The following is a 21,291-nucleotide window of genomic DNA, read 5'->3' on the forward strand; positions in this document are numbered from 1 at the left end:
GTGGGCGTCCCCGAGTGCGTGGAGGGCCACGTCCGCGTCCGGGCCCCGGAGGGGGCGCTGCGGCGCTGGCTCTTCGCCCACCGGGTGCCACCGCCGGGCCCGCAGGCCGAGGAGGGTCAGCAGCGGCGCCACCCCTGGTGGCAGGTGATGTGCCTGACCGGCGTGGACTACTTCTCCACCCTCTCCTACCTGCCGGCCATCGCGGTGCTGGCGGCCGGGGCGCTCTCGCCGCTGGCCACGCTGCTCATCGTGGCGTTGACCCTGTTCGGCGTGCTGCCGATGTACCGGCGAGTGGCCGGGGAGAGCCCGTACGGGCAGGGGTCGGTGGCGATGCTGGAGCGGCTGCTGCCCTTCTGGCGGGGCAAGATCTTCGTGTTGGTGCTGCTCGGCTTCGTCGCCACCTCCTGGATCATCACGATCACCCTGTCCGCCGCCGACGCCACGGTCCACCTGCTGGAGAACCCGTACCTGCCGGCCGCCTTCCCGCACGGCACCCAGGCCGCGGTGGTGGTGACGGTGCTGCTGCTGGTGGTGCTGGGCGGGGTGTTCCTGTTGGGTTTCACCGAGGCCGTGGCCGTGGCGATCCCGCTGGTCGTGGCCTTTCTCACGCTCAACGCGGTGATCGTGCTGGTCGGCCTGGCCGAGGTGGTCGCCGGCCCGTCCCTGCTGGGAGGGTGGGTGGCCGCGCTGACCGCCGGCGGCGTCGGCGCCGGTGATCTGCTGGGCCCGGCGGTGCTGGCCTTCCCGCTGCTGGTGCTGGGGCTCTCCGGCTTCGAGACGGGGGTCAGCATGATGCCCCTGGTGCGGGGGGAGGGGACGGATCCGGACCAGCGGCTGGCGGCGCGGATCCGCAACACCCGCAAGCTGCTCACCGCCGCCGCCGTGATCATGTCGGTGTACCTGATCAGCACCACCTTCGTGACCACCGTGCTGATCCCGCCCGAGGAGTTCGGTCCGGGCGGGACGGCCAACGGTCGGGCCCTGGCCTGGTTGGCCCACGAGCACCTCGGTGAGGCGTTCGGAACGGTGTACGACATCAGCAGCGTGTTGATCCTCTGGTTCGCCGGCGCGTCCGCGATGGCCGGCCTGATCAACATCGTGCCGCGGTACCTGCCCTCGTACGGGATGGCGCCGGAGTGGGGCCGGGCGGTGCGACCGGTCGTGCTGGTCTACACGCTGATCAGCATCGCCATCACGGTCGCCTTCCGGGCCGACGTCAACGCCCAGGCCGGCGCGTACGCCACCGGGATCCTGGCGATGATGGTCTCCGGCGCGGTGGCGGTGACCATCGCGGCGGCCCGCGCCCGGCGGCGGGTCGCCCGCGTCGGGTTCGGCGTGTTGACCGCGGTCCTGCTCTACGCGTTGGCGGAGAACGTGATCGAGAAGCCGGACGGGATCGCGATCTCGGCGATGTTCGTAGCGGGCATCATCGTCGTCTCGCTGATCTCCAGGGTCACCCGCACCACCGAGTTGCGGGCGGAACGGGTCGAGTTCGACGAGGTTGCCCGACGGATCCTGGCCGAGTCGCTGGCCCACGACGGCCGGCTGCACCTGATCGCCAACAAGCGGGACAGCGGGGCGGTGAAGGAGTACCGGGTCAAGGAGCGGGCGCAGCGCGGCATGAACCCGGTGCCGGGCGCGGCCGACGTGATCTTCCTGGAGATCGACGTGGTGGATCCGTCGCAGTTCAGCCAGGTGCTGCGGGTGCGCGGCGTGGAGACCGGCGGGCACCGGGTGCTGCGCGCCAGCAGCCCGGCCGTACCCAACGCGATCGCCGCGATCCTGCTCGCCCTGCGCGACGCCACCGGGGTGCGCCCACACGCGCACTTCGAGTGGTCCGAGGGGAATCCGGTCGCCCACCTGTTGCGCTACCTGATCCTCGGCCGGGGCGACACCCCGCCGGTGGTCCGGGAGATCATCCGCAAGAGCGAACCCGATCCGGCCCGCCGGCCGGGCATCCATGTCGGCGGCTGAGCGGTTCGCGGCAGCCGCACCTGATGGCCCAGCCTCCTAGGATGCGCTGGGGTGGGTGACGCGGCGACACACAAACGGCCCGCGCCCCGGGAGTGGGCGCGGGCCGGTGGTTCGCCGAAAGACCTACCTGGACGGCTCGGGAAGCTTGCAGTCGACCTTCGGGTTGGCGCCCAGGTAGTTGAGCGGGCCGGCCACGATGGTCACCAGGATGGTCCCGGCCTCCGCGCAGTTGGTCTCGTCGTTGCCGTAGTAGCCGCGCTGGCCGGCTGCGACGGCGCCGATGATCAGCCAGATCACGACGAGAACTCCGAAGATGGACGTGCCGCGCATGGGGGCCTCCCGGGTCGTGGGGGTCGAGGTGATGCTAGATGTACCCAGCGGCGGCAAACGGATAAACGGCACCCGGCCGGGAACGGCCCGAACCCGCACTGGGTCAGTGCGGCGGCGACGGGGCCTCCGGCGGCCGGCCCCGGCTGCGCAGGTAGTCGGCGACCGCGACACCGGCGAGCACCAGCATGGTGCCGATGGCGGCGAACAGCGGTGGCAGGAGGAGCACCGCCGGGGCGATGGCGAGTAGGGCGAGCAGCCCGCCAGGGCGGGACAGCGAGACCCGACTGAACACCTCGTACTCGAAGAAGGCCCGGCCGACGAGGAACAGCGCCGGCCCGCCGAGGATGACCGCCGCCCACGACGGCGGGGTACGCCCCGACGGCTCGTGCAGCACCAGGTCGAAACCGGCGGCGGTGATCACCACCCCGGCCACCATCAGCAGTTGCGTGTACGGCGCGGTGCGCAGGAACTTGTTCGGTGCCCGCGAACTCTGGATGGCCTGCGGCAGCAACTCGCCGGACTTGTGCACGTAGATGCGCCAGAGCAGCAGCGTGGTGGCGAAGGCGATGGTGAACGCGGCGAGGTTCTCCGCCTCCGAGTGCTTGATGCTGAACATGGTGCCGATGACCAGGACGGCGTCACCCAGGGCGATGATGAAGAACTGCTGGTAGCGCTCCGGCAGGTGCTCGGGGGTGGCGGTGCCGGTGCGCTGCCCCTCCGGGATCGGGCCCAGCCCCGGCACCGGGTACGCCACCCGGAAGCCGCCGTAGTCGATGGCGAGCGCGAGCGCCCACAGCACCTCCCGGGCGTGCCCGCCGACGGACGCGCCGACGATCCAGGGCACCGCCGACACGGCGAACCACACGAAGACCCGGGCTGTCCGGTGCCGGGCCTGCGGATGCGCCCGCAACGCCAGCATGAGGAAGATCCCACGACCGAGGTGGATGGCCACATATGCGCCGGCGAAGACCAGCCCGCGCGGGCCGAAGGCCTTGGGGATGGCGGCGGTCATCAGCAGCACGCCGAACATCGTTCCTGCGACCAGAAGTTTGATCTCGGGACGCTGCGGGTCGTACAGGTCGGTGACCATGGTGGAGATCGCCCAGGTCCACCAGACCGCCATCAGCATGAGCAGCGCCTGTCCGACGCCCTGCCAGGTGACGTCGATGACCAGGCCGCGAGAGATCAGGGCGAGCGCGACGACGTAGACCAGGTCGAAGAAGAGTTCCAGCAGGGTGACCCGGCGAGGGGCATCCGGATCGCGCACCGGCGGGCGGAGCGCCCCGGCGGGACGCTCCGGCGGGTCCTGCGGCACGGGTTGCTCCTGCGAACGGGGTTCCTGGCGCGACGGGTTCGCCGTGGCGGCTCCCAACCGACGGTAGCGAGGCGGGCAGGGCAGCGGGTCCGTTCCGGTGCTTTGCCGCCGGAAGCGGGTGTTATCCGATTGCCGGACACGGCGGTGGTGACCAGTCTGGAGCCGATGGACACCACTGCCGATCGCGTCCCGCCCGCCGTACCGACCACGCCTGCGCACATCGACGCCGCCCTGGTGCGCCGCCTGATCGCCGGACAGTTTCCGCGCTGGGTCACCCTGCCCGTGCGTCCCGTCGCCCACGGCGGCTGGGACAACCGCACCTTCCACCTCGGGGACGCGATGACCGTACGGTTGCCCAGCGCCGCCGGCTACGCCGCCCAGGTCGCCAAGGAACAGCGCTGGCTGCCGTTGCTCGCGCCCCGGCTGCCGTTGCCGGTGCCGAGGCCGCTGGCCAGGGGGCTGCCCGCCGAGGGCTACCCGTTCGAGTGGTCGGTGTACCAGTGGATCGAGGGCCAGCAGGCCCGGGCCGAGCGGATCGCGGACCTGAGGGAGTTCGCCCGCGCCCTCGCCGGATTCCTGTCCGCGCTGCGTGCCGTCGACGCCACCGGCGGGCCGGTCGCCGGGCCGCACAGCTTCTGGCGCGGCGGACCGCTGGCGACCTACGACGGTGAGACCCGGGCGGCGATCGCCACGCTCGGCGACCGGATCCCCGGCGAGCGGGTCACCCGGATCTGGGAGTTGGCGCTCTCGTCCGAGTGGTCGAAGCCGCCGGTGTGGTTCCACGGCGACGTCGCCTCCGGCAACCTGCTGGTACGCGACGGCCGGCTGGCCGCCGTCATCGACTTCGGCACCTGCGGGGTGGGCGACCCGGCGTGTGATCTGGCGGTGGCCTGGACGCTGCTCGACGGCGCGAGCCGGGCGGTGTTCCGGGCGGCGCTCGCGGTGGACGCCGCGAGCTGGTGCCGGGGGCGTGGCTGGGTGCTGTGGAAGGCGCTGATCACGTTCGACGACCCCGACCCGGGCCGCCGGGCGGACGCGCGGCGCACCCTGGACGCGGTGCTGTCCGAGTACCCGGCGTCGGGCTAGTCACGGGGCCGCCGGGCCGGTGGTCGTGCCGGAGCACGGCCACCGGCCCGGCGGATGCTCAGTTCTGTCCGGCGGCCCCGGCGGGGGCGGGCAGCACCGACCCGGCGTCGGTGCCAGCCAGCACCTTCGCCTGCTGCGGCCACGTGGCCAGGCTCGGCGCGGCGCGGAGCCCGGCGGCGCGGATGGTCTCCCGCAGCGCCGTTTCGTCCAGCTCGGCGAGCTGACGGTAGCTGCGAATCCCGGCCGCCTGCAACGCGGCGGCCATCTTCGGGCCGACACCCTGGATCCGGCGGAAGTCGTCCGCCGGCGTGGCCTCGTCCGCCGGCGCGGATTCCTCGGCCGGCGTGGATTCCTCGGCGGGCGCGGATTCCTCGGCCGGCGCGGCCTCGTCGGTCGGCGCGACCGTGGCGTCCTCCGCCGCGGGGACCGCCGTCGGGGCGGCGGTGGTCAGCTGCGGGGCGGGCTGGGTGTCGTCCGAGGTCGCCCGGTCGGCGCTGCCGACCTCGGCGGTCGGTTCGGCGTCCTCCACCGGGGTGCGCGGCGCCGGGGTGCCCGGCCGGGCCGCTTCCGGCTTCTCTGTCTCGGCGTCGGTCGTCACCGGGCTGGCGGTCTCGGCGTCGGTCGTTGCCGGAGCGGGGGCGTCGGCTGCCACGGGCGCGGCGGGGTCGGGGCGCGTGTCGGCCTCGACAGCCACCGGCGCCTCCGCAACCGGTGCGGCGTCACCGACCTGGGGCGAGCGCTCGTCGGTGTCGCCGTCGCCGGTGTCCGCCCCGGCCGGCTCGTCGCCGGATGCCGCCGGCGTGACCTGCGGGGCCTGCTCGTCAGCGCGGGCCGGCAGGGCGCTGTCGGCCGGGGGCGCGTCGTGCTGCCGGGTGTCCGCGGTGGCGTCCACCTCGGCCGGGGTCGGCGCGACGGTCGGGAACTGGTCGTCGGTGATCGGCGCGTCGGCGACCGGTTCCCGGTCGGCGCCGGCCACGGCCGGCTCGTCGGCGGCCGGAGACGTGGCGGCCGGCTCGTCGGCGGCCGGGGACGTGGCGGCCGGAGTGACCGCGAGGTCCCGGTCGGTGGGCTCGTCGATGACGGCGACGGGCGCCGGGGTGCGGTTCACGGTGGCTTCCGGGCGGGGTGTGTCGAGAGTCGCCCTGGCCTCGGCCTTCTCGGCCTCGGTCAGACCGACGACCGGGTCGCCGTCCACGGTGGACCCGACCGGAGCGGTGGTGGTCGCCAGCTGCCGGCCGCGTGCCAGCCAGCCGGCGGCTCCGCCCAGCAGCAGGGCCAGGATCACGATCAGCCATTGCCCGAAAGTCGACGGCACGGCGAACCTCCCTCTTGCGTACGTCGTGAAAGTCGCGAAGCAAACTCGGCGCAGCTTCGCACACGCGCACGGCGGGCGACAGAGAGGATCGGCCATCGCGGCCCAGGTGAGACAGCCGGTGCCGGGGCGTGGTGACGGGATGACCGACCGTGTGCCGGATCTCGCGTCGCCACGGACACGCCGGGCCGCGACGAGGTGCCGTCGTCGCGACCCGGCGGGCGACTCAGTCGTCCTCGCCCCGGTAGGTGTAGAAGTCGTTGACGAACCGGCGGGCGAGTCGGGGCACCCGGCTGGTGACGCCGAAGTAGCCGCGCGCCCCGAGCAGGGCCAGCCGGCCGACGACCGGTTTGTACATCCGGTCGTCGCCGCTGGTGCCGCTGCGGCGCAACGAGTCGGCGACCCGGGCGAAGCCGTACGGCACCATCTCGGCCTCGTAGTCGGCGACCGCCTGCAACAGCGTCTTGTCGCCGGCGGCGGCCTGGCGCAGGTGCCGGCAGAGCAGGGCGGCGTCGCGAAGCGCGGTGTTGGCGCCGACACCCCGGCCGGGGGTCATGGTGTGGATGGCGTCGCCGAGGAGCGTCACCGTGCTGCTCTTCCACGCCGGGATCGGCTCGCTGGTGGAAACCTGGATCGGCAGGGCGCTGCCGGGGTCGCTGCGGGCGAGCAGTTCCCGCAGGTGGGGGTGCCAGTGGCGGGTGAGATTCTGGGCGACCTGGACGAGCTCCTCGCGCCGGCGCTGCATGGTGTCGGGCGGAAACCGGCGGGCGGTGCTCCAGATGATGAAGTTGATGTTGTCGCGGGTGTTGTCGTGCACGCGACCGGGCCAGCCGTGCAGCAGTGCCGCGTCGTCGTCGCTGACCTCGGGTTTGAGCTGGCCGTCGCGGTCCCACTTGAACTCCATCACGTGTATCACGCCCATCACGCCGCCGGCTCCGAAGATCAGCGAGATGCCCTTCTCGACGCGTTCGGGCAGGAGTTGGCGGGTGTGTGCGGTCAGTGGAATCCGGGTGGCGATGTTGATGGTGCCGGCGTCCCGGACGACCGCGTGCGGCAGGTACTGGCGGCGGACCGCCGAATGCGTGCCGTCGGCGGCGACCAGCAGGTCGCCGGTGGCGCTGGTGCCGTCGGCGAAGTACGCCGTCACCGTGCCGTCGTCGCGTTGCTCGTAGCGGGTGAAGGTCTTGTCGAAGTGGACCACGTCCGCCGTGCCGGTGAGCAGCACCTGCCGCAGCGTCATCCGGGCCACCGAGCGTTCGGTCTCGGCCGGGTTGGTGTCCGGGCGCAGCGGGAACGACGCGGTCTGTCGCAGCCGCTCAGTGATGACGTTGAAGTAGCGGGGGGAGCGGGCGCAGGTGGCCAGGTAGACGTCGAACAGCTCCGGCGGCAGGCACTCGCGCAGCGCCTTGCTGCCGGTCGGTCCAATGCCGATGCGGTAGCCGAGCAGGCCCTCGCCGCGCGTGCGGTACCGCTCGTAGACGGCGACGCTGATGCCGGCGCGGCGCAGGCCGTGCGCGAGGCAGAGCCCACCGGTACCGGCTCCGATGATCAGGACGTGGGGTGGTTGGGAAGCCATCCCGGCTCCGGTTCAGCCGGCCGGCCGGGGCGACGGCACCTCGGCGGCGTCCCAGCGGTAGAAGCAACCGGCGATCGCGTCCCGCGGCGACCGCCAGGTCGGCAGGTACGGTGAGGTGTGCGCGGAGAGCCGTTCGTTGACCTGGAGGTAGAGCGGGTGGTTGCGGGCGCCGGCCAGGGCGTCCGGGTCCACGTCCTCGGTCTCCATCAGGTGGACACACAGGTCGTGCAGGCAGTACAGGGACCGGTGCCGGACGCCGGTCAGGGTGGGCAGCTCGGTCGCGTCGGACTCGGCGAAGATCTGCGCCACCCGACCCTCCGAGCCGGGGATGATCCTGCTGACGATCAGTAGACGACTCATGGGACCCCTCTCGTCGGTGGCGTCCGCCCAGTTCGGAGGCCACGGACCGCTGTGGGGTCCACCCTGCCGCCCATTCTGTCACCTCTCCGTCACGTCGCCCTCGCTGCCCGTGACGGGTTGGCCGGGCGTTACCCACGCGGCGGGCACCGACCGCGGCGCCCGGCGGCGTTGTCAGGGTCGACCGGCGCGGCGGTCGGTGGGGGCGGCGGCCAGCCGGCCGGCGGGCGCGCGGCGCGCGGTGGCGGAGGAACGGCCCCGGCTGGCCTGGTGGATCGGGGCCAGGGTGTCCTGCAGCAGCGCGGTCATCGCCGCCGACGGTTCGAGCCGCAGCTCGCGCAGGAGCAGGTCGCGGTAGACGTAGAAGGCGTGCACCGCCTCGAAGGCGTTGCCCTCGGCCAGGTGGATTCGCACCACCAGCCGGTGCGGCGTCTCCCGCAGCGGTTCGGCGGCCATCGCCTCCAGCGCGGCCTCCAGTGCCTCGCCGTGCCGGCCCGCGGCCAGGTGCTGGTCGGCCAGGTCCTCCAGCATGTGCAGGCGCAGTTGCCGCAGCCGCTCCCGGTCGGCGAGCACCCAGTCGTCGTACCAGCCCGGGAGTAGGTCGTGCCGGCCGGCCGCGAGCGCCCCGGCGGCGCCCGCGTCACCGCCGTCGCGGACCCGGGCGGCGGCGCCGACCAGGGCATCCACGTCGACCCGGACGCGCTGGTCCAGCCGTACGGTGTCGCCGCTGGTGACCAGGGGGCAGCAGGGGTCCTGGCGCAGTCGCCACAACGCCGTACGCAGGGACGACAGCGCCCGCTCCTCGGGCGCGTCCGGCCAGAGCAGGCCGGCCAGGTGGCTGCGGGTGGCACCGGGACGCAGACCGATCAGCGCGATGACCCGTTGCAGGCCGCGCGGTACCACGATCGGCGCGCCGCCGTGCAGCAGCCGGAAGCCGCCGAGCAGGTACAGCGCGATCAGTGTGCCGGGTCGTGACCCGGTGGTCGACATGGACGGATCAGCGGCCACGGCGGCACCTCCTGCGGAACCCCGGTCCCGATTCTGTGTCCCGGCGCGGCTGCCCGTGACCTCACTGTCTGAGTCGCTGCGCCGCGGTACGGCGTCGCGCCGCGGCCACCGGGCTGACCGTCCCGAAGATTATCAATCGTGGTAACTCTCGGTCAATGATGGTGTCGATTGTCCGTTGCTTCTCGTGTGGCCGCGAAAGCGCCTCTGAACTGCCCAGAGTGGCTATCCGTAGTGGATCTTCGCACAGCTCATACACAGGTTGCGTCAACGCATCGTCACGATGGTGCGGCCCCGGTGGTTGCGCGTTGACGCCCCGGTGACGGGGTCCGCCGCATCGTGTCGACAGTCGTCCGGCCGGCCGGCGCGGTCCATCCCGCGCCGGAGGCCGTGGGGGGAGGCCCAACCATGGACCGTTCGCTGATCGTCGCGAAGGTGGTTCCCACCGCCGAGGCGCAGGTCGCCGAGATCTTCGCCGAGTCCGACGCGACGGAACTGCCCCGTCTGGTCGGGGTGCGGCACCGCTCGCTCTACCGGCTGCACGACCTCTACGTGCATCTGCTGGAGACGGAGGCGGCGACGGAGGGGGCGGTCCAGGCGGCCCGCGGGCATCCCGAGTTCGTCCGGATCAGCGAGCGGCTGCGCCGCTACATCTCGCCGTACCTGCCGACCTGGCGGGAACCGCGCGACGCCATGGCCCACTGTTTCTACCGGTTCGACGCCGACGAATCCTCCGGGTTCGACGGCGGGGAGCGGGCATGACCGCCACCGCCCCGCGGGAGGGGCAACTCTGGTCCCGCTGCGCCGGCTGCGCCAGCCTGCTGTACCGCAAACGGCTGCGCCGCAACCTCGACGTGTGCCCCGAATGCGGGGCACACGCCCGCCTCGACGCGCCCCAACGGGTGGCTCAGCTGGTAGACCCGGGGTCGTTCACGGCGCTGCCGGAACGCCCGGCCGAGGTGGACCCGATCGGCTTCGTCGACGTACTGCCGTACCCACACCGGCTCAGCGCCGCGCGTGCCGGCACCGGCCTCGCCGAGGCCGTGGTCTGTGGCACCGCCACCATCGGCCGGCATTCCTGCGCGCTGGCCGTGATGGACTTCCGTTTCCTCGGTGGCAGCCTCGGCTCCGCCGTCGGCGAGCTGATCACGCGTGCCGCCGAGCAGGCGCTGGAGGATCGGATCCCGCTGGTGCTGGTCACCGCCTCCGGCGGGGCGCGGATGCAGGAGGGCGCACTGTCGCTGATGCAGATGGCCACGGTCAGCCAGGCGGTCGCCGGGTTGCGGGAGGCAGGGCTGCTGACCGTCAGCGTGCTCACCGATCCCACCTACGGGGGGGTGGCGGCGTCTTTCGCCACCAACACCGACGTGGTGCTCGCCGAGAGCGGCGCGCGGATGGGGTTCGCCGGGCCGCGGGTGATCCGCCAGGTCACCGGCCGGGAGCTGCCCGAGGGCTTCCAGACCGCCGAGTTTTTGCTCCGCCACGGCCAGGTCGACATGGTGGTGCCCCGGCACGCGCTACGTGGCCGGCTTGTGGCGTTGCTGGCCGCCGCCCGGGCCGAGCGGCGACCGCCGCTGACCGCCGCGGTGCCCAGGCAGGAGCGACCGCCCGACCCGGGCGCTCGGCCGGCGCCGGCCGGGACGGACCGGGGTACCCGGTCGGCGCCGGCCGGCACCGGCGCCGACGCCTGGGAGACGGTCCGGCTGGCTCGGCACCCCGGGCGGCCGACCACCCTGGACTACCTGGAGACCGTCTTCGACGGCTTCGTGGAACTGCACGGCGACCGGCTCGGTGGGGACTGCCCGGCCGTGGTCGGCGGGTTGGCCCGACTCGACGGGCGGCAAGTGATGGTGGTCGGCCACCAGAAGGGACACACCACCGGCGAGCTGGTGGCCCGAAACTTCGGCATGGCCAGCCCGGCCGGGCACCGTAAGGCCCTGCGGTTGGTCCGGCTCGCCGCCCGGCTCGGTCTGCCGGTGGTCACCCTGGTGGACACTCCCGGCGCCGATCCCGGACTCGACGCCGAGATGCGAGGCCAGGCGGCCGCCATCGCGGAGAACATCCTCGCCCTCAGCGTGCTGCCCACCCCGATCGTCGCGGTGATCACCGGTGAGGGCGGCAGCGGCGGCGCGCTGGCCCTCGCGGTCGCCGACCGGGTGCTGATGCTCCAGCACGCCGTCTACTCGGTGATCAGCCCCGAGGGCTGCGCAGCGATCCTCTGGCCGGACCGTGCCGCCGCCCCCCAGGCGGCCCGCGCGCTGCGGCTGACCGCCCCGGACCTGTGCCGCCTGGGCGTCGTCGACGACCTCGTCCCCGAGCCGAGCCCGGCTGCCCACCACGACCCGGAAGGGACCGCGCGGATGCTGCGTGACGCGCTGCTGGCCAACCTGCTACCCCTGCTCGACGTCCCGCCGGCGACCCTGGTCCGCCGCCGGCGGCAGCGCTTCCGGCGCTTCGGCGCCGCCCGCACCGGCGTCCGGGCAGGTGTCCGGGCAGGTGTCCGGTGAGCGCCGTCGTCGCCCCGCCGGCCGGCGGCGTGCCCGCCGAGGCCGACACCGCGTCGGTGACACCCGAGGTGGACGTCGTCCTGGCCGGGCTGCGCCGGCACGCCCGGCAGCTCGTCGCCGAGGTCGCCGGCCCGGTCCGGCGGGTACGGCTGCGCAGCGGGGACACCGTGCTGGAGATCGAGTGGCACCCGACCGCCGCCGTGGAGCCCGCCCGGGCCCCGGAGGCGACCGCCCTGGCGCCGCGCCCACAGCCGCCGGCCGGCCCGGCCGGTCGGGCCGAGGTGCGCTCGCCGATCGTCGGCACGTTCTACCGTGCGCCCGAGCCCGGGGCCGCGCCCTTCGTCCGCGTGGGCGACCTGGTCCGGCCCGGGCAGGTCGTCGGGATCGTGGAGGCCATGAAGCTGATGAACGAGGTGACCGCCGAGCGGGCCGGCCGGGTGGTCGAGGTGCTCGTCGACGACGGCCGGCCGGTGGAGTACGACCAGCCGCTGGTCGCGCTCGACCCGGTCTGAGGTGGGTGTCGCCATGTTCTCCACAGTGCTCGTCGCCAACCGGGGCGAAATCGCGGTACGGGTGCTGCGCGCCTGCCGTGAGCTGGGCATTCCCACGGCGGTGGTCTACTCGACGGCGGATGCCGACTCGCCGGCCGTCCGGCTCGCCGACCGAGCCGTCCTGATCGGCCCCCCGCAACCCCGGCGCAGCTACCTCAACGCCGCCGCCATCGTGGAGGCGGCGCGGCAGGTCGGGGCGGACGCGGTGCACCCCGGCTACGGCTTCCTCTCCGAGGATGCCGACTTCGCCGAGATCTGCGCCGACAACGGTCTGACCTTCATCGGCCCGCCTCCGCAGGTGATGGCCGCGCTCGCCGACAAGTCCTCGGCGCGGGCGCTGATGAGCCGGGCGGGGTTGCCTCTGCCGCCGGGCAGCGTCAGCCCGGTCTCCACCGCGGCCCGCGCCGCAGAGATCGCCGACGAGCTCGGGTACCCGGTGATCGTCAAGGCCGCCGCGGGCGGCGGCGGACGGGGAATGACGGTGGTCGGCTCCCCGGCCGAGCTGTCCCGGGCCTACGCGCGTACCCGGGCCGCCGCGCAGGCCGCCTTCGGCGACGACCGGGTCTATGTCGAGCGGTACCTGACCGACGCCCGGCACGTCGAGGTGCAGCTGCTCTGCGACGCCCACGGCAACGGCGTGCACCTGGGCACCCGGGACTGCTCGGTCCAGCGCCGGCACCAGAAGCTGGTCGAGGAGGCGCCGGCGCCGGCGCTGCCCGCCGCGACGCTCGACGCGATCGCCCGTACCGCGCTGCACGGCGCGATGGAGGTGGGCTTCGCCGGCGCCGGCACCGTGGAGTTCCTGGTCGACGCCGAGCAGCGGTTCCACTTCCTGGAGATCAACTGCCGGATCCAGGTGGAGCACCCGGTCACCGAGATGATCACAGGAATCGACCTGGTGCACGAACAGCTGCACATCGCCGCCGGGAAGCCGCTGCGGATCCGGCAGGACGACGTCCGCCCGCAGGGGGTGGCCGTCGAGTGCCGGGTCAACGTGGAAGACCCGGACCGGGACTTCGCGCCCACCCCGGGCCGGCTGGAACGGTTCGTCCCGCCGGGCGGCCCGTTCACCCGTGTCGACACCCACGGGCACCCCGGTTACCTGGTCGGGCCGTACTACGACTCGCTGCTGGCGAAGGTCGTGGTCTGGGCGCCGGACCGGGACCTGGCGCTGCGCCGGCTCGACCGCGCCCTGGCGGAGTTCGACATCGCCGGGCCGGGGGTGCGCACCACCATCCCCTTCGTCCGGCGGGTCCTCGACGACGCCGACTTCCGCGCCGGCCGCCACACCACCGCCCTGGTCGACCGGCTCCTCGCCGCCCCGCCACCGGCCCCGTCCACCCGCGCGCCCGGGCCCGTCACCGACGACGTGCCCGCGCCCGCCGTCGTGTCGTCGGGGTCGGCCGCGCCCGCCGTGGTGCCGTCGGGGTCGGCCGCGCCCGCCCTGCCGCCGCTGCGGGCCGCCGTCCCGCCGGCGACACCCGCCCGACCGGTCGCCGCCACCGCGGCGCCGGCCGCCGAGAAGTCCTGACCGCGACCGAGGAGGAACCGATGACCGTCACACACGGCCAGCCGCTCACCGAGCAGATCACCGACATCCTGGTGGCGCACTGTGGGCTGGACGCCGACGCGGCAGCCCGCGCGCCCGCCGCCTCACTGGAGGAACTGGGCATGGACTCACTGGCCCTGTTGGAACTCTCCGCCGTGGTCGCCGACCGCTGGCAGGTGCGGATTCCCGAACAGTCCGGACAGCTCAGCATCCCCGCCGTGGCCGACCTGGTGGCCCGCCGCACCCGGTCGCCAGGGCACACCGAGAACAGCATCGTCATCGCCGCCCCGCTGCCGCTGGTCTGGGACATCACCAACGACGTGGCCCGATGGACGGAGCTGTTCACCGAGTACGCCGTGGTGGAGATCCTGCATCGTGAGGGCGACACGGTGCGGTTCCGGCTCACCATGCACCCGGACGAGAACGGCATCGCGTGGAGCTGGGTCAGCGAACGCACCGCCGACCCGGCCACCCGGCAGGTCCGGGCGCACCGGGTGGAGACCGGGCCGTTCGAGTACATGCGCATCCACTGGCGTTACGCCGAGGAGCCCGAGGGCACCCGGATGACCTGGGTGCAGGACTTCGCGATGAAACCGACGGCGCCGGTGGACGACGCCGGCATGACCGACCGGATCAACGCCAACAGCCGGATCCAGCTCCAGATCATCAAGGGGAAGATCGAACTGGCGTACGCGGGAGGGACGCGATGACCGAGATCACGACCGGGCTGGTCGCCGCCCGCGACATCGCTCCCGACCGGCGCCGCGGCGGCGAGCTGCGGGTGCTGCTCGGGCCGCGTACCGTCGGCAGCACCTCAGGGTTCATGGGGGTCGCGGCTCTCGACCCGGGGGAGCGGATCGCCGAGCACTACCACCCGTACAGCGAGGAGTTCCTGTACGTCGCGCGGGGCGCCATCACCGTCGACCTGGACGACGAGCCGGTTCCGCTGGCCGCCGGTGCGGCGCTGTTCGTGCCGCGCAACGTGCGGCACCGGCTGCGCAACACCGGCGACGAGCCGGCCGAGGTGGTGTTCCACCTCGGCCCGCTGGCCCCCCGCCCGGAACTCGGCCACGTCGACACCGAACTCGTCGAACAGCGGGGCGGGTCGTGACGGGGCGCCGCACGGTCGTCACCGGCGTCGGGGTGGTCGCGCCGGGCGGCGCCACCCGGGACCGTTTCTGGAAGACCGTCACCGAGGGACGGACGGCCACCCGCCGGATCAGCTTCTTCGACCCGTCGCCGTTCCGCTCCCAGATCGCCGCCGAGTGCGACTTCGACCCCGATGCCGCCGGCATCACCCTCGCCGAGCGGCAGCGCGCCGACCGGTACGTGCAGTTCGCCCTGGCCTGCTCCAGCGAGGCACTCGCCGACAGCGGCCTGGCGCTCACCGACGCCGAGCGGGAGGTCACCGGGGTGGTGCTCGGCACCGCAGTCGGCGGCACCATGGCCCTGGAACAGGAGTACGTGCGGGTCAGCGACTCCGGCCGGCGCTGGCTGGTCGACCACACCCTCGGCGGCCCGTACCTCTACCCGGCGCTGGTGCCCAGCAGCCTCGCCGCCGACGTGGCCGTCCGGCACGGCGTGCACGGCCCCGCCCAGGTCGTCTCCACCGGCTGCACCTCCGGCATCGACGCCATCGGCTACGCCCACCACCTGATCGTCGACGGCGAGGCCGACATCGTGCTGGCCGGCGCGTCCGACTCGCCGATCTCCCCGGTCACCGTCGCCTCCTTCGACGCGATCAAGGCGACCAGCCCGGACAACGACGATCCGGCGCACGCCTCCCGCCCGTTCGACGCCGACCGGCACGGGTTCGTCCTCGCCGAGGGGGCCGCGGTGCTGGTGCTGGAGGAGTGGGAGCACGCCCGCCGCCGGGGCGCGCACGTCTACTGCGAGTTGGCCGGGTACGCCAGTCGGGCCAACGGCTTCCACATGACCGGGCTGCGCCCGGACGGGGTGGAGATGGGACTGGCCATCGCCGACGCGCTGCGCCAGTCCCGGCTGGGGCCGCAGGACGTCTCCTACATCAGCGCGCACGGTTCCGGCACCCGGCAGAACGACCGGCACGAGACGGCGGCGTTCAAGCGGGCGCTCGGCGAGGCCGCGCACCGGGTGCCGATCAGCTCGATCAAGTCGATGGTCGGGCACTCGCTGGGCGCGATCGGCTCGATCGAGATGGCCGCCTGCGCCCTGGCGATCGAGTACGGCGTGGTGCCGCCCACGGCGAACTGGACCACCCGGGACCCGGAGTGCGACCTGGACTACGTGCCCAACGTGGCCCGGGAGACGCCGGTGGACGTGGCACTGTCGGTGGGCAGCGGCTTCGGCGGCTTCCAGTCCGCGATGGTCTTCCGCCGGCTGGTGGTGGCCGGGTGAGCGGCGTGCGCCGGACTCGGGCGGTGCGCGGATGAGCACCCGGGCGGTGGTCACCGGGATCGGGGTGGTGGCGCCCAGCGGTGTCGGCGCCGACGCGCACTGGCGCACGGTCGTCGAGGGCGTGCGCCGCACCGCCCCGATCACGTTGTTCGACCCGGCGGGCTACCCGACCCGGGTGGCCGGGGAGGTGCCCGGTTTCGAGGCGGCGGCGTGGGCCGACAACCGGCAGCTGGTGCAGACCGACCGGTGGACCCATCTGGGTTTCGCCGCCACGAGGCTGGCGCTGGCCGACGCCGGGCTGCCCGAGCGGGCCCCCGACCCGTACGGCTGGGCGGTCACCCTGGCCAGTTCGTCCGGGGGTAACCTGTTCGGGCAGCGGGAGCTGCAACGACTCTGGGGAGGCAGCAGCCGCACCGTCGGGGCGTACCAGTCGATCGCCTGGTTCTACGCGGCCAGCGTCGGGCAGCTCTCCATTCACCACCAGTTCAAGGGGCCCTGCGGGGTGCTGGTCGCCGAGTCCGCCGGCGGGCTGGACAGTCTCGCCCACGCGGTGCGCACCGTGCGCCGGGGCACCCCGGTGGTGATCGCCGGCGCCACCGAGTGCCCGCTGAGCCCGTACGCGCTGGCCTGTCAGCTCCGCTCCGGCCTGCTCAGCGCCGCCTCCGACCCGGAGGCGGCGTACCGGCCGTTCGACCGGTCGGCGGGCGGCTACGTGCCCGCCGAGGGCGGGGCGGTGTTCGTGGTGGAGGAGCTCGGGCACGCCGTCGCCCGGGGGGCCCGGATCTACGGCGAGGTGACCGGCTGGGGGGCCACCCACGACGCCGCGCACACCGGCCCGGACGGCGCGGGCGACCCGGCCCGGTACGCGCGGGCGATGCGGCTGGCCCTCGACCGCTCCGGCGTCACCGCCGACGAGGTGGACGTGGTCCTGCCGGACGCCCTCGGAGTGCCCCGCTACGACCGCGCCGAGGCCGAGGCGCTGCGGGAGGTCTTCGGTGACCGGCCGCCGCCGGTGAGCACGCAGAAGCCGTTGACCGGCCGGGCACACCAGGGCGGCTCGGCGCTGGACGTGGCGACCGCGCTGCTGGCCTTCCACCACGACACGCTGCCCGCCTCGGCCGGCCCGCAGGAGCCGGCACCGGGCTGCGACCTGGACTTCCTGCGTGCGCCCCGGCGACCACGTCACCGGCTCGCGCTGGTCTGCGCCCGGGGCTTCGACGGTTTCAACAGCGCGCTGGTGCTGCGCGGGGCGCCACCGGCACCGAGGGGAGCGGCGGAATGAGTGGTCGACGGGCCCGGATCGTCTTCCTGGTACGGGTGGCGCAGGAGCGCACCGAGGACTTCCTGCGGGCGTACGAGGCGGTGCGGCACCTGGTCGCCGACGGGGTGCCCGGGCACCTGGTGGACCAGGTGTGCCGCTCGGCCAGCGATCCTGAACAGTGGCTGATCACCAGCGAGTGGGAGTCGCTGGCGGACTTCGAGGCCTGGGAGCGCAGCCCGGAGCACCGGGAGTTGGTGCGGCCGATGCGGGAGTGCTTCACCGACGCCCGGTCGCTGCGTTTCGTCATCCACGCCCAGACCCCGGAGGTGGCCCGGGTCTGACCGTGCGGGGCTGGTGGCAGCAGAGCAGACCGGGCGTACCACGGTTGCCGCTGGCATGACCACGCCTGGTGGTGGATCCGCCGTGTGCTCCGTGACGGGGTGGTGGTTCTCGATCTCGGCGACGCCCACCGAACATCCTCTCGTGGCGAGCACACCGGTGGGCCCGCGCCGGACGGCCGGCGCGGACCCACGGGTGGTGCGGTGGGTCAGCAGTGGCCGAGGTCGACCCAGACGCCGAACTGCCCGGTGGTGCCCGGTTCCTGGTTCTGCGTCCACCACTGGGCACGCCAGCGGTGGCCGTTGTGCGAGACCACGTTGTTGGCCGTGTAGATGGACGTGGGGTTCCATGCCGGGTCCGCGCAGGCCGGCGCGGGCGCGACGGTCAGCGGCAGGACGGCCCGGCTGGCTCCGAGCGCCACCGTCACCTGGCCCGCCTGCGGGTCCGCGTGGACGAACTCGTTGAGGTTGCCGGTGAGGATCAGGCCGAGCTGGCTGCCCGCCGGGAAGACGTAGTCCTTGGGCTCCAGCAGGATGGTGCCGGTGTGCTGCTGCCCCGGCGTCAGCGGCGTGGCGGCGGTGAGCGAGTCGCGGTTCTTGGCGTCGAGCGACCCGCGGGCCACCACCCGGGTGCTCGATCCGCCGGTGTAGTGAACCAGCAGCGCGGTGAGCGGGGTGCTGGTGGTGGCCGAGGTGAACGTCACCTCGACACGGGTGGCGCCGGAGAGCCGGTGTGCCGACGGGAGGGTCGGGCTGAGGTACGCGAGCCGGTAACTCTGGGCGGTGCCGGGCCCCGTCACCATCGTCGTCTCGGCCACGGTGCCCGAGCTGGTGAACTGCTGGCTGCCGGAGACCGGGGCGCTGGTCAGGCTGCCGGCGCCGCCGTTACCGGCTGGTCCGAGGTACAGCGACGTGGCCGTGGTCGTGGACGGAGGCCACACGGCCTCGGTCACCCGGGTGCCGTCCGGCCGTGCGACGGTGGCCTGGGATTCGTCCATGACGCCGTTGGCGATGTCGTACAGCCAGTGGTCCATCCACCGGCCGACCGGGTCCTTCGGCTCGCTGTAGAACGGGTCGACGTGCGCGGCGTCGTGCAGGTACACCCTGCGCGGCACATCATGGGCGACCAACTGGTCCCAGTACCTGCCCCACTGGGTGGTCTTGACGTTGTCGTCCTGCTGTCCGTGCACGAGGAACACGGAGGCCGTGACCTGGTCCACGTCGTCGCGGTAGTCGCGTGCGACGAAGAACGGGCCATGGTCCCACCCGGCCTGCGTCTCGCCGTCGCCGACGCCCTGGTACCGCGCCACGCAGTCCACCTTGGATTCCGCGTTCCCCCACCGGCCGGTGAAACCCTGCATGTACCGGTTCGGCCAGCTCCGGTACCCGATGCCCTGCGCCCGGGTGTAGTCGTACCAGCTGGAGATCGCGCCGACCGGCACGATGGTCTCGAGCCCGTCGATGCCCGTCTCGGCCACCTGCGTCGCCAGCGTGCCGTCGTAGGACACCCCGTACATGCCGACGCTTCCCGTGCTCCACGAGGCCGCCGCCGGGCTGCCGTCGCCGTACGTCGCGGTGGTGCGGCCGTTCAGCCAGTCGATCACGGCGGTCACGCTTCGCTCGTCTTCGGCGCCGCCGACCGACAGGCACCCCTCGGAGGTGCCGGTACCGGCGATCTCCACCTCGAGCACGGCGTACCCCCGCGGCACGAAGTACTCGTCCAGCCAGCCACTCCAGTGCGTGGCCGGATCGGCGATCGGGTCCGTCACCGTGGCACGCCGGGCGGCGGCGGTCTGGACCGTCCAGTACGGACTCGCCTTGACGATCGAGGCGACCTTGAGAGCGGCGTTCGTCTCCTCGGGTCGGATCACCAGGGCGGTGATGGTGTCGAGGACACCGTCGCCGTCGCTGTCCATGTCCGAGCGGACGTGCACCGTCTCTCGGACGGCATCGGCCATCGAGAACACGGGTTGGGTGGCGCCGTTGGACACGACGATCCCGGGCGGGGTTCCCGCCGCCACGGCGGCCGGCGCGACCACCACCGTGCCTGCCGTGCCGAACAGTGCGGCGGTGAGAGCGATCGCCCATCGACGCCTTCGTGTCTGTGCAGACAATTGTCATCCGTTCCGATCGCGCGCCTCCGTTGCGCCGGCGCCGGTGCCGGGCTTCGAGGTGACGCTCCTGTGATAACGGAATGCGCATTCCTGGTAACGGTGGCAGAACGTTGACCCGGGCGGAACGCGGTTGTGATTTCTGTCTACTTTGGACAATCGCCCTTGCCTGGCCCGCGGCGTCCTGCTCACCCACTGACAGAGCGGCGTCCCACAGGTGGTCGGGTAGCGATGGGGTGGGGCCCGGACACGCCGACGCGCCTCTCGGACCGCTACCCGGTCATCACTCGTCCGCTGGGGTGCGCGACGGCGGGTGGCCAGGCGGGCGCCGAGGCGGCGGACGGTCTCCGCCGACCGCGATGGCGTCGCTGCGCGCGCTGCCGTGCCGGCCGTCGCTTCGGTCGGCGCCGATGCCACGCCGGGCAGGGTGGCGAGCCGGCGGCGGTCGGGCAGGGGCCGGACGGTCAGGCCGGTTCCAGCTCCACCTCGGCCAGGTAGACGCAGGTGCGTCCCTCGTGGGAGGAGTAGTAGCTGACCCAGAGGATCCCGTCGTGCCAGACCAGGCCGGGGTAGCTGGTGTCCCCGCCGGAGGGTAGCGTCGCCAGCTCGGCCAGCTCGCCCCGCTCCGGGTCGAGCAGACAGATCGCGGTGCGGACCGGGCCGTCGTGCAGGCGGACCCCGGCGATGAGCCGACCGTCCGGCAGCCGGCGTAACGCCGGCCCGCCCACCCGGACGCCCAGGTCGGTCCACTCCCAGTGCCGGTAGGGCGGCCGGGACAGCCCCAACTGGGCGGTGGCGGTTTCCCGGTCGCGGCGCAGCAGGCAGTACGCCGTGCCGTCCGGGGCGAAGGCGAGACCCGACTCGTTGGGGTACCCGTCGCTGAACAGGGTCGGCACCCACGGTTGCAGGTCGAGCCCGTCTCCGCTGCGGTAGAGCCGCACGAAACGCGGCTCCCGGGTGGCGTACCCGATGCCGTACATGGCCTGTCCGTGCCAGGCCGCCTGCCACACCCAGACGTCCTGCTCGCCGAGGAGGGTGGCGTCGCTCCACCGGTGTCCGTCGTCGCTGAGCCAGCTCACCGTCCGGAACGTCTGTGCCGCCTTCGGGGGCGGGCCGGACGCCACGGCAGCGAGGAGCTGCAGACGGCCGTCGGGGCGGACGACGAAGCGCGGGTCACGCAGGTCACCCGACTGCCTGCCCAGCACGGCGGCCGGCGTCCATGTGTGGGCGTCGGGCGAGGTCAGGACCCGGATCACCCCGTCGTCGGAGACGTGGCCGTCGCCCTCGCGGAAGGCGCACCACCAGCTGCCGCGGTGGCGGACCAGGTCGGTGAAGGCGCTGTGCGGCGCGGTGTCGGCGATCCGCCGGACCTCCCGCACCCGGGCCGTCGGACCGCTCGTCGCCGTCGGGGTCATCCCGTCACCTCCCGGTTGGTCGACCGACCACGGTAGGCGCTGGGCTCCCGCCGCTCGACCACCGGCAGGCGCACGGCCGGCGAACATCCGGTGGGCGGCAGCCGAACAACCCGCCACGGCGGTCGGATCCCGCGCCGGTGGCGCGACGGGCTCTGCTCGCCCTCGGACTGGACCGGCTCGCCGCGCTCGTCGCCGACGAGTCCCCCCCCCGCACCCCCACGCGGTGAA

19 protein-coding genes and 1 pseudogene are annotated in these 21,291 nt (G+C 73.4%); 11 read left to right on the plus strand and 9 right to left on the minus strand.

From position 1 onward, the window contains the following. Positions 1-1,974, plus strand: coding sequence for an amino acid transporter (locus tag E1193_RS18630; RefSeq protein WP_132184473.1), 1,974 nt, complete (start codon positions 1-3; stop codon positions 1,972-1,974). 123 nt (positions 1,975-2,097) lie between these two features. On the opposite strand, the gene E1193_RS18635 is transcribed toward E1193_RS18630, so the two are convergent. Continuing rightward, positions 2,098-2,304 (minus strand): hypothetical protein, encoded by a 207-nt coding sequence (locus E1193_RS18635; RefSeq protein WP_132184474.1) that lies wholly within the window; start codon positions 2,302-2,304, stop codon positions 2,098-2,100. A gap of 103 nt (positions 2,305-2,407) precedes the next feature. Continuing rightward, a complete protein-coding gene (locus tag E1193_RS18640; RefSeq protein ID WP_132184475.1) occupies positions 2,408-3,619 on the minus strand; it encodes a low temperature requirement protein A in 1,212 nt (403 codons plus the stop codon). 165 nt (positions 3,620-3,784) lie between these two features. Between E1193_RS18640 and E1193_RS18645 the strand changes: the two genes are divergently transcribed. Continuing rightward, positions 3,785-4,705 carry an aminoglycoside phosphotransferase family protein gene (locus E1193_RS18645; protein WP_132184476.1) on the plus strand — a complete coding sequence of 307 codons (921 nt, stop codon included), beginning with the start codon at positions 3,785-3,787 and terminating at the stop codon, positions 4,703-4,705. Positions 4,706-4,763: 58 nt separating this feature from the next. Here E1193_RS18645 and E1193_RS18650 read toward each other — a convergent pair. The 4 genes and pseudogenes from E1193_RS18650 to E1193_RS18665 form a co-directional block, all read right to left on the minus strand. After that, positions 4,764-5,006: pseudogene (locus E1193_RS18650) on the minus strand (DUF4332 domain-containing protein); the annotation flags it as partial. 1,237 nt (positions 5,007-6,243) lie between these two features. Next, entirely contained in the window at positions 6,244-7,593 is a 1,350-nt protein-coding gene (locus E1193_RS18655; protein WP_132184477.1) for an NAD(P)/FAD-dependent oxidoreductase, read from the minus strand. A gap of 12 nt (positions 7,594-7,605) precedes the next feature. Beyond that, entirely contained in the window at positions 7,606-7,953 is a 348-nt protein-coding gene (locus tag E1193_RS18660; protein ID WP_132184478.1) for a TcmI family type II polyketide cyclase, read from the minus strand. Positions 7,954-8,124: 171 nt separating this feature from the next. Continuing rightward, entirely contained in the window at positions 8,125-8,958 is an 834-nt protein-coding gene (locus tag E1193_RS18665) for a BTAD domain-containing putative transcriptional regulator (RefSeq protein ID WP_132184479.1), read from the minus strand. Positions 8,959-9,363: 405 nt separating this feature from the next. On the opposite strand from E1193_RS18665, the gene E1193_RS18670 reads away from it, so the two are divergent. Genes E1193_RS18670 through E1193_RS18710 form a run of 9 tightly spaced genes read left to right on the plus strand, consistent with a single transcriptional unit; the run spans position 9,364 to position 17,540 of the window. Continuing rightward, on the plus strand, positions 9,364-9,717 hold the full coding sequence (locus E1193_RS18670) for a TcmI family type II polyketide cyclase (protein ID WP_132184480.1): 354 nt from the start codon (positions 9,364-9,366) through the stop codon (positions 9,715-9,717). Continuing rightward, positions 9,714-11,462 (plus strand): acetyl-CoA carboxylase carboxyltransferase subunit alpha, encoded by a 1,749-nt coding sequence (locus E1193_RS18675; protein ID WP_132184481.1) that lies wholly within the window; start codon positions 9,714-9,716, stop codon positions 11,460-11,462. Before E1193_RS18670 ends, E1193_RS18675 begins: the two co-directional genes overlap by 4 nt. A 29-nt stretch (positions 11,463-11,491) precedes the next feature. Beyond that, complete coding sequence (accB, locus tag E1193_RS18680; RefSeq protein WP_243707770.1) at positions 11,492-11,974, plus strand: acetyl-CoA carboxylase biotin carboxyl carrier protein; 483 nt, start codon at positions 11,492-11,494, stop codon at positions 11,972-11,974. A 13-nt stretch (positions 11,975-11,987) separates the two neighbouring features. Continuing rightward, entirely contained in the window at positions 11,988-13,544 is a 1,557-nt protein-coding gene (locus tag E1193_RS18685; protein WP_132184483.1) for an acetyl-CoA carboxylase biotin carboxylase subunit, read from the plus strand. 20 nt (positions 13,545-13,564) lie between these two features. Then, positions 13,565-14,272, plus strand: coding sequence for an SRPBCC family protein (locus E1193_RS18690; RefSeq protein WP_132184484.1), 708 nt, complete (start codon positions 13,565-13,567; stop codon positions 14,270-14,272). Continuing rightward, positions 14,269-14,673 (plus strand): cupin domain-containing protein, encoded by a 405-nt coding sequence (locus E1193_RS18695; protein ID WP_132184485.1) that lies wholly within the window; start codon positions 14,269-14,271, stop codon positions 14,671-14,673. Before E1193_RS18690 ends, E1193_RS18695 begins: the two co-directional genes overlap by 4 nt. Then, positions 14,670-15,938, plus strand: a complete 1,269-nt coding sequence (locus E1193_RS18700; protein WP_132184486.1) for a beta-ketoacyl-[acyl-carrier-protein] synthase family protein — start codon at positions 14,670-14,672, stop codon at positions 15,936-15,938. Before E1193_RS18695 ends, E1193_RS18700 begins: the two co-directional genes overlap by 4 nt. Before the next feature lie 31 nt (positions 15,939-15,969). Beyond that, complete coding sequence (locus E1193_RS18705; RefSeq protein ID WP_132184487.1) at positions 15,970-17,220, plus strand: beta-ketoacyl synthase N-terminal-like domain-containing protein; 1,251 nt, start codon at positions 15,970-15,972, stop codon at positions 17,218-17,220. Then, the gene (locus tag E1193_RS18710; RefSeq protein WP_132184488.1) at positions 17,217-17,540 is read left to right on the plus strand and encodes an antibiotic biosynthesis monooxygenase family protein; all 324 of its coding nucleotides are present in this window, start codon (positions 17,217-17,219) and stop codon (positions 17,538-17,540) included. Before E1193_RS18705 ends, E1193_RS18710 begins: the two co-directional genes overlap by 4 nt. A 206-nt stretch (positions 17,541-17,746) precedes the next feature. Here the strand turns inward: E1193_RS18710 and E1193_RS18715 are convergent, their stop codons facing one another. The 3 genes from E1193_RS18715 to E1193_RS32535 form a co-directional block, all read right to left on the minus strand. After that, the gene (locus E1193_RS18715) at positions 17,747-19,651 is read right to left on the minus strand and encodes a CocE/NonD family hydrolase (RefSeq protein WP_132184489.1); all 1,905 of its coding nucleotides are present in this window, start codon (positions 19,649-19,651) and stop codon (positions 17,747-17,749) included. A gap of 461 nt (positions 19,652-20,112) precedes the next feature. Beyond that, positions 20,113-21,063 carry an exo-alpha-sialidase gene (locus E1193_RS31980; protein WP_165945775.1) on the minus strand — a complete coding sequence of 317 codons (951 nt, stop codon included), beginning with the start codon at positions 21,061-21,063 and terminating at the stop codon, positions 20,113-20,115. Next, on the minus strand, positions 21,060-21,291 hold a 232-nt coding region (locus E1193_RS32535), incomplete at its 5' end, for a hypothetical protein (RefSeq protein WP_207922760.1). The genes E1193_RS31980 and E1193_RS32535, both read right to left, overlap by 4 nt.

The organism is Micromonospora sp. KC606 (genome assembly GCF_004348675.1).
GTDB lineage: Bacteria > Actinomycetota > Actinomycetes > Mycobacteriales > Micromonosporaceae > Micromonospora.

Excerpts from the sequence above, each read along its gene's own strand:
- E1193_RS18635 (WP_132184474.1), bottom strand. The coding sequence starts at position 2,304 with ATGCGCGGCACGTCCATCTTCGGAGTTCTCGTCGTGATCTGGCTGATC.
- E1193_RS18645 (WP_132184476.1), top strand. The coding sequence starts at position 3,785 with ATGGACACCACTGCCGATCGCGTCCCGCCCGCCGTACCGACCACGCCT.
- E1193_RS18655 (WP_132184477.1), bottom strand. The coding sequence starts at position 7,593 with ATGGCTTCCCAACCACCCCACGTCCTGATCATCGGAGCCGGTACCGGT.
- E1193_RS18660 (WP_132184478.1), bottom strand. The coding sequence starts at position 7,953 with ATGAGTCGTCTACTGATCGTCAGCAGGATCATCCCCGGCTCGGAGGGT.
- E1193_RS18670 (WP_132184480.1), top strand. The coding sequence starts at position 9,364 with ATGGACCGTTCGCTGATCGTCGCGAAGGTGGTTCCCACCGCCGAGGCG.
- E1193_RS18675 (WP_132184481.1), top strand. The coding sequence starts at position 9,714 with ATGACCGCCACCGCCCCGCGGGAGGGGCAACTCTGGTCCCGCTGCGCC.
- E1193_RS18685 (WP_132184483.1), top strand. The coding sequence starts at position 11,988 with ATGTTCTCCACAGTGCTCGTCGCCAACCGGGGCGAAATCGCGGTACGG.
- E1193_RS18690 (WP_132184484.1), top strand. The coding sequence starts at position 13,565 with ATGACCGTCACACACGGCCAGCCGCTCACCGAGCAGATCACCGACATC.
- E1193_RS18695 (WP_132184485.1), top strand. The coding sequence starts at position 14,269 with ATGACCGAGATCACGACCGGGCTGGTCGCCGCCCGCGACATCGCTCCC.
- E1193_RS18705 (WP_132184487.1), top strand. The coding sequence starts at position 15,970 with ATGAGCACCCGGGCGGTGGTCACCGGGATCGGGGTGGTGGCGCCCAGC.
- E1193_RS18710 (WP_132184488.1), top strand. The coding sequence starts at position 17,217 with ATGAGTGGTCGACGGGCCCGGATCGTCTTCCTGGTACGGGTGGCGCAG.
- E1193_RS31980 (WP_165945775.1), bottom strand. The coding sequence starts at position 21,063 with ATGACCCCGACGGCGACGAGCGGTCCGACGGCCCGGGTGCGGGAGGTC.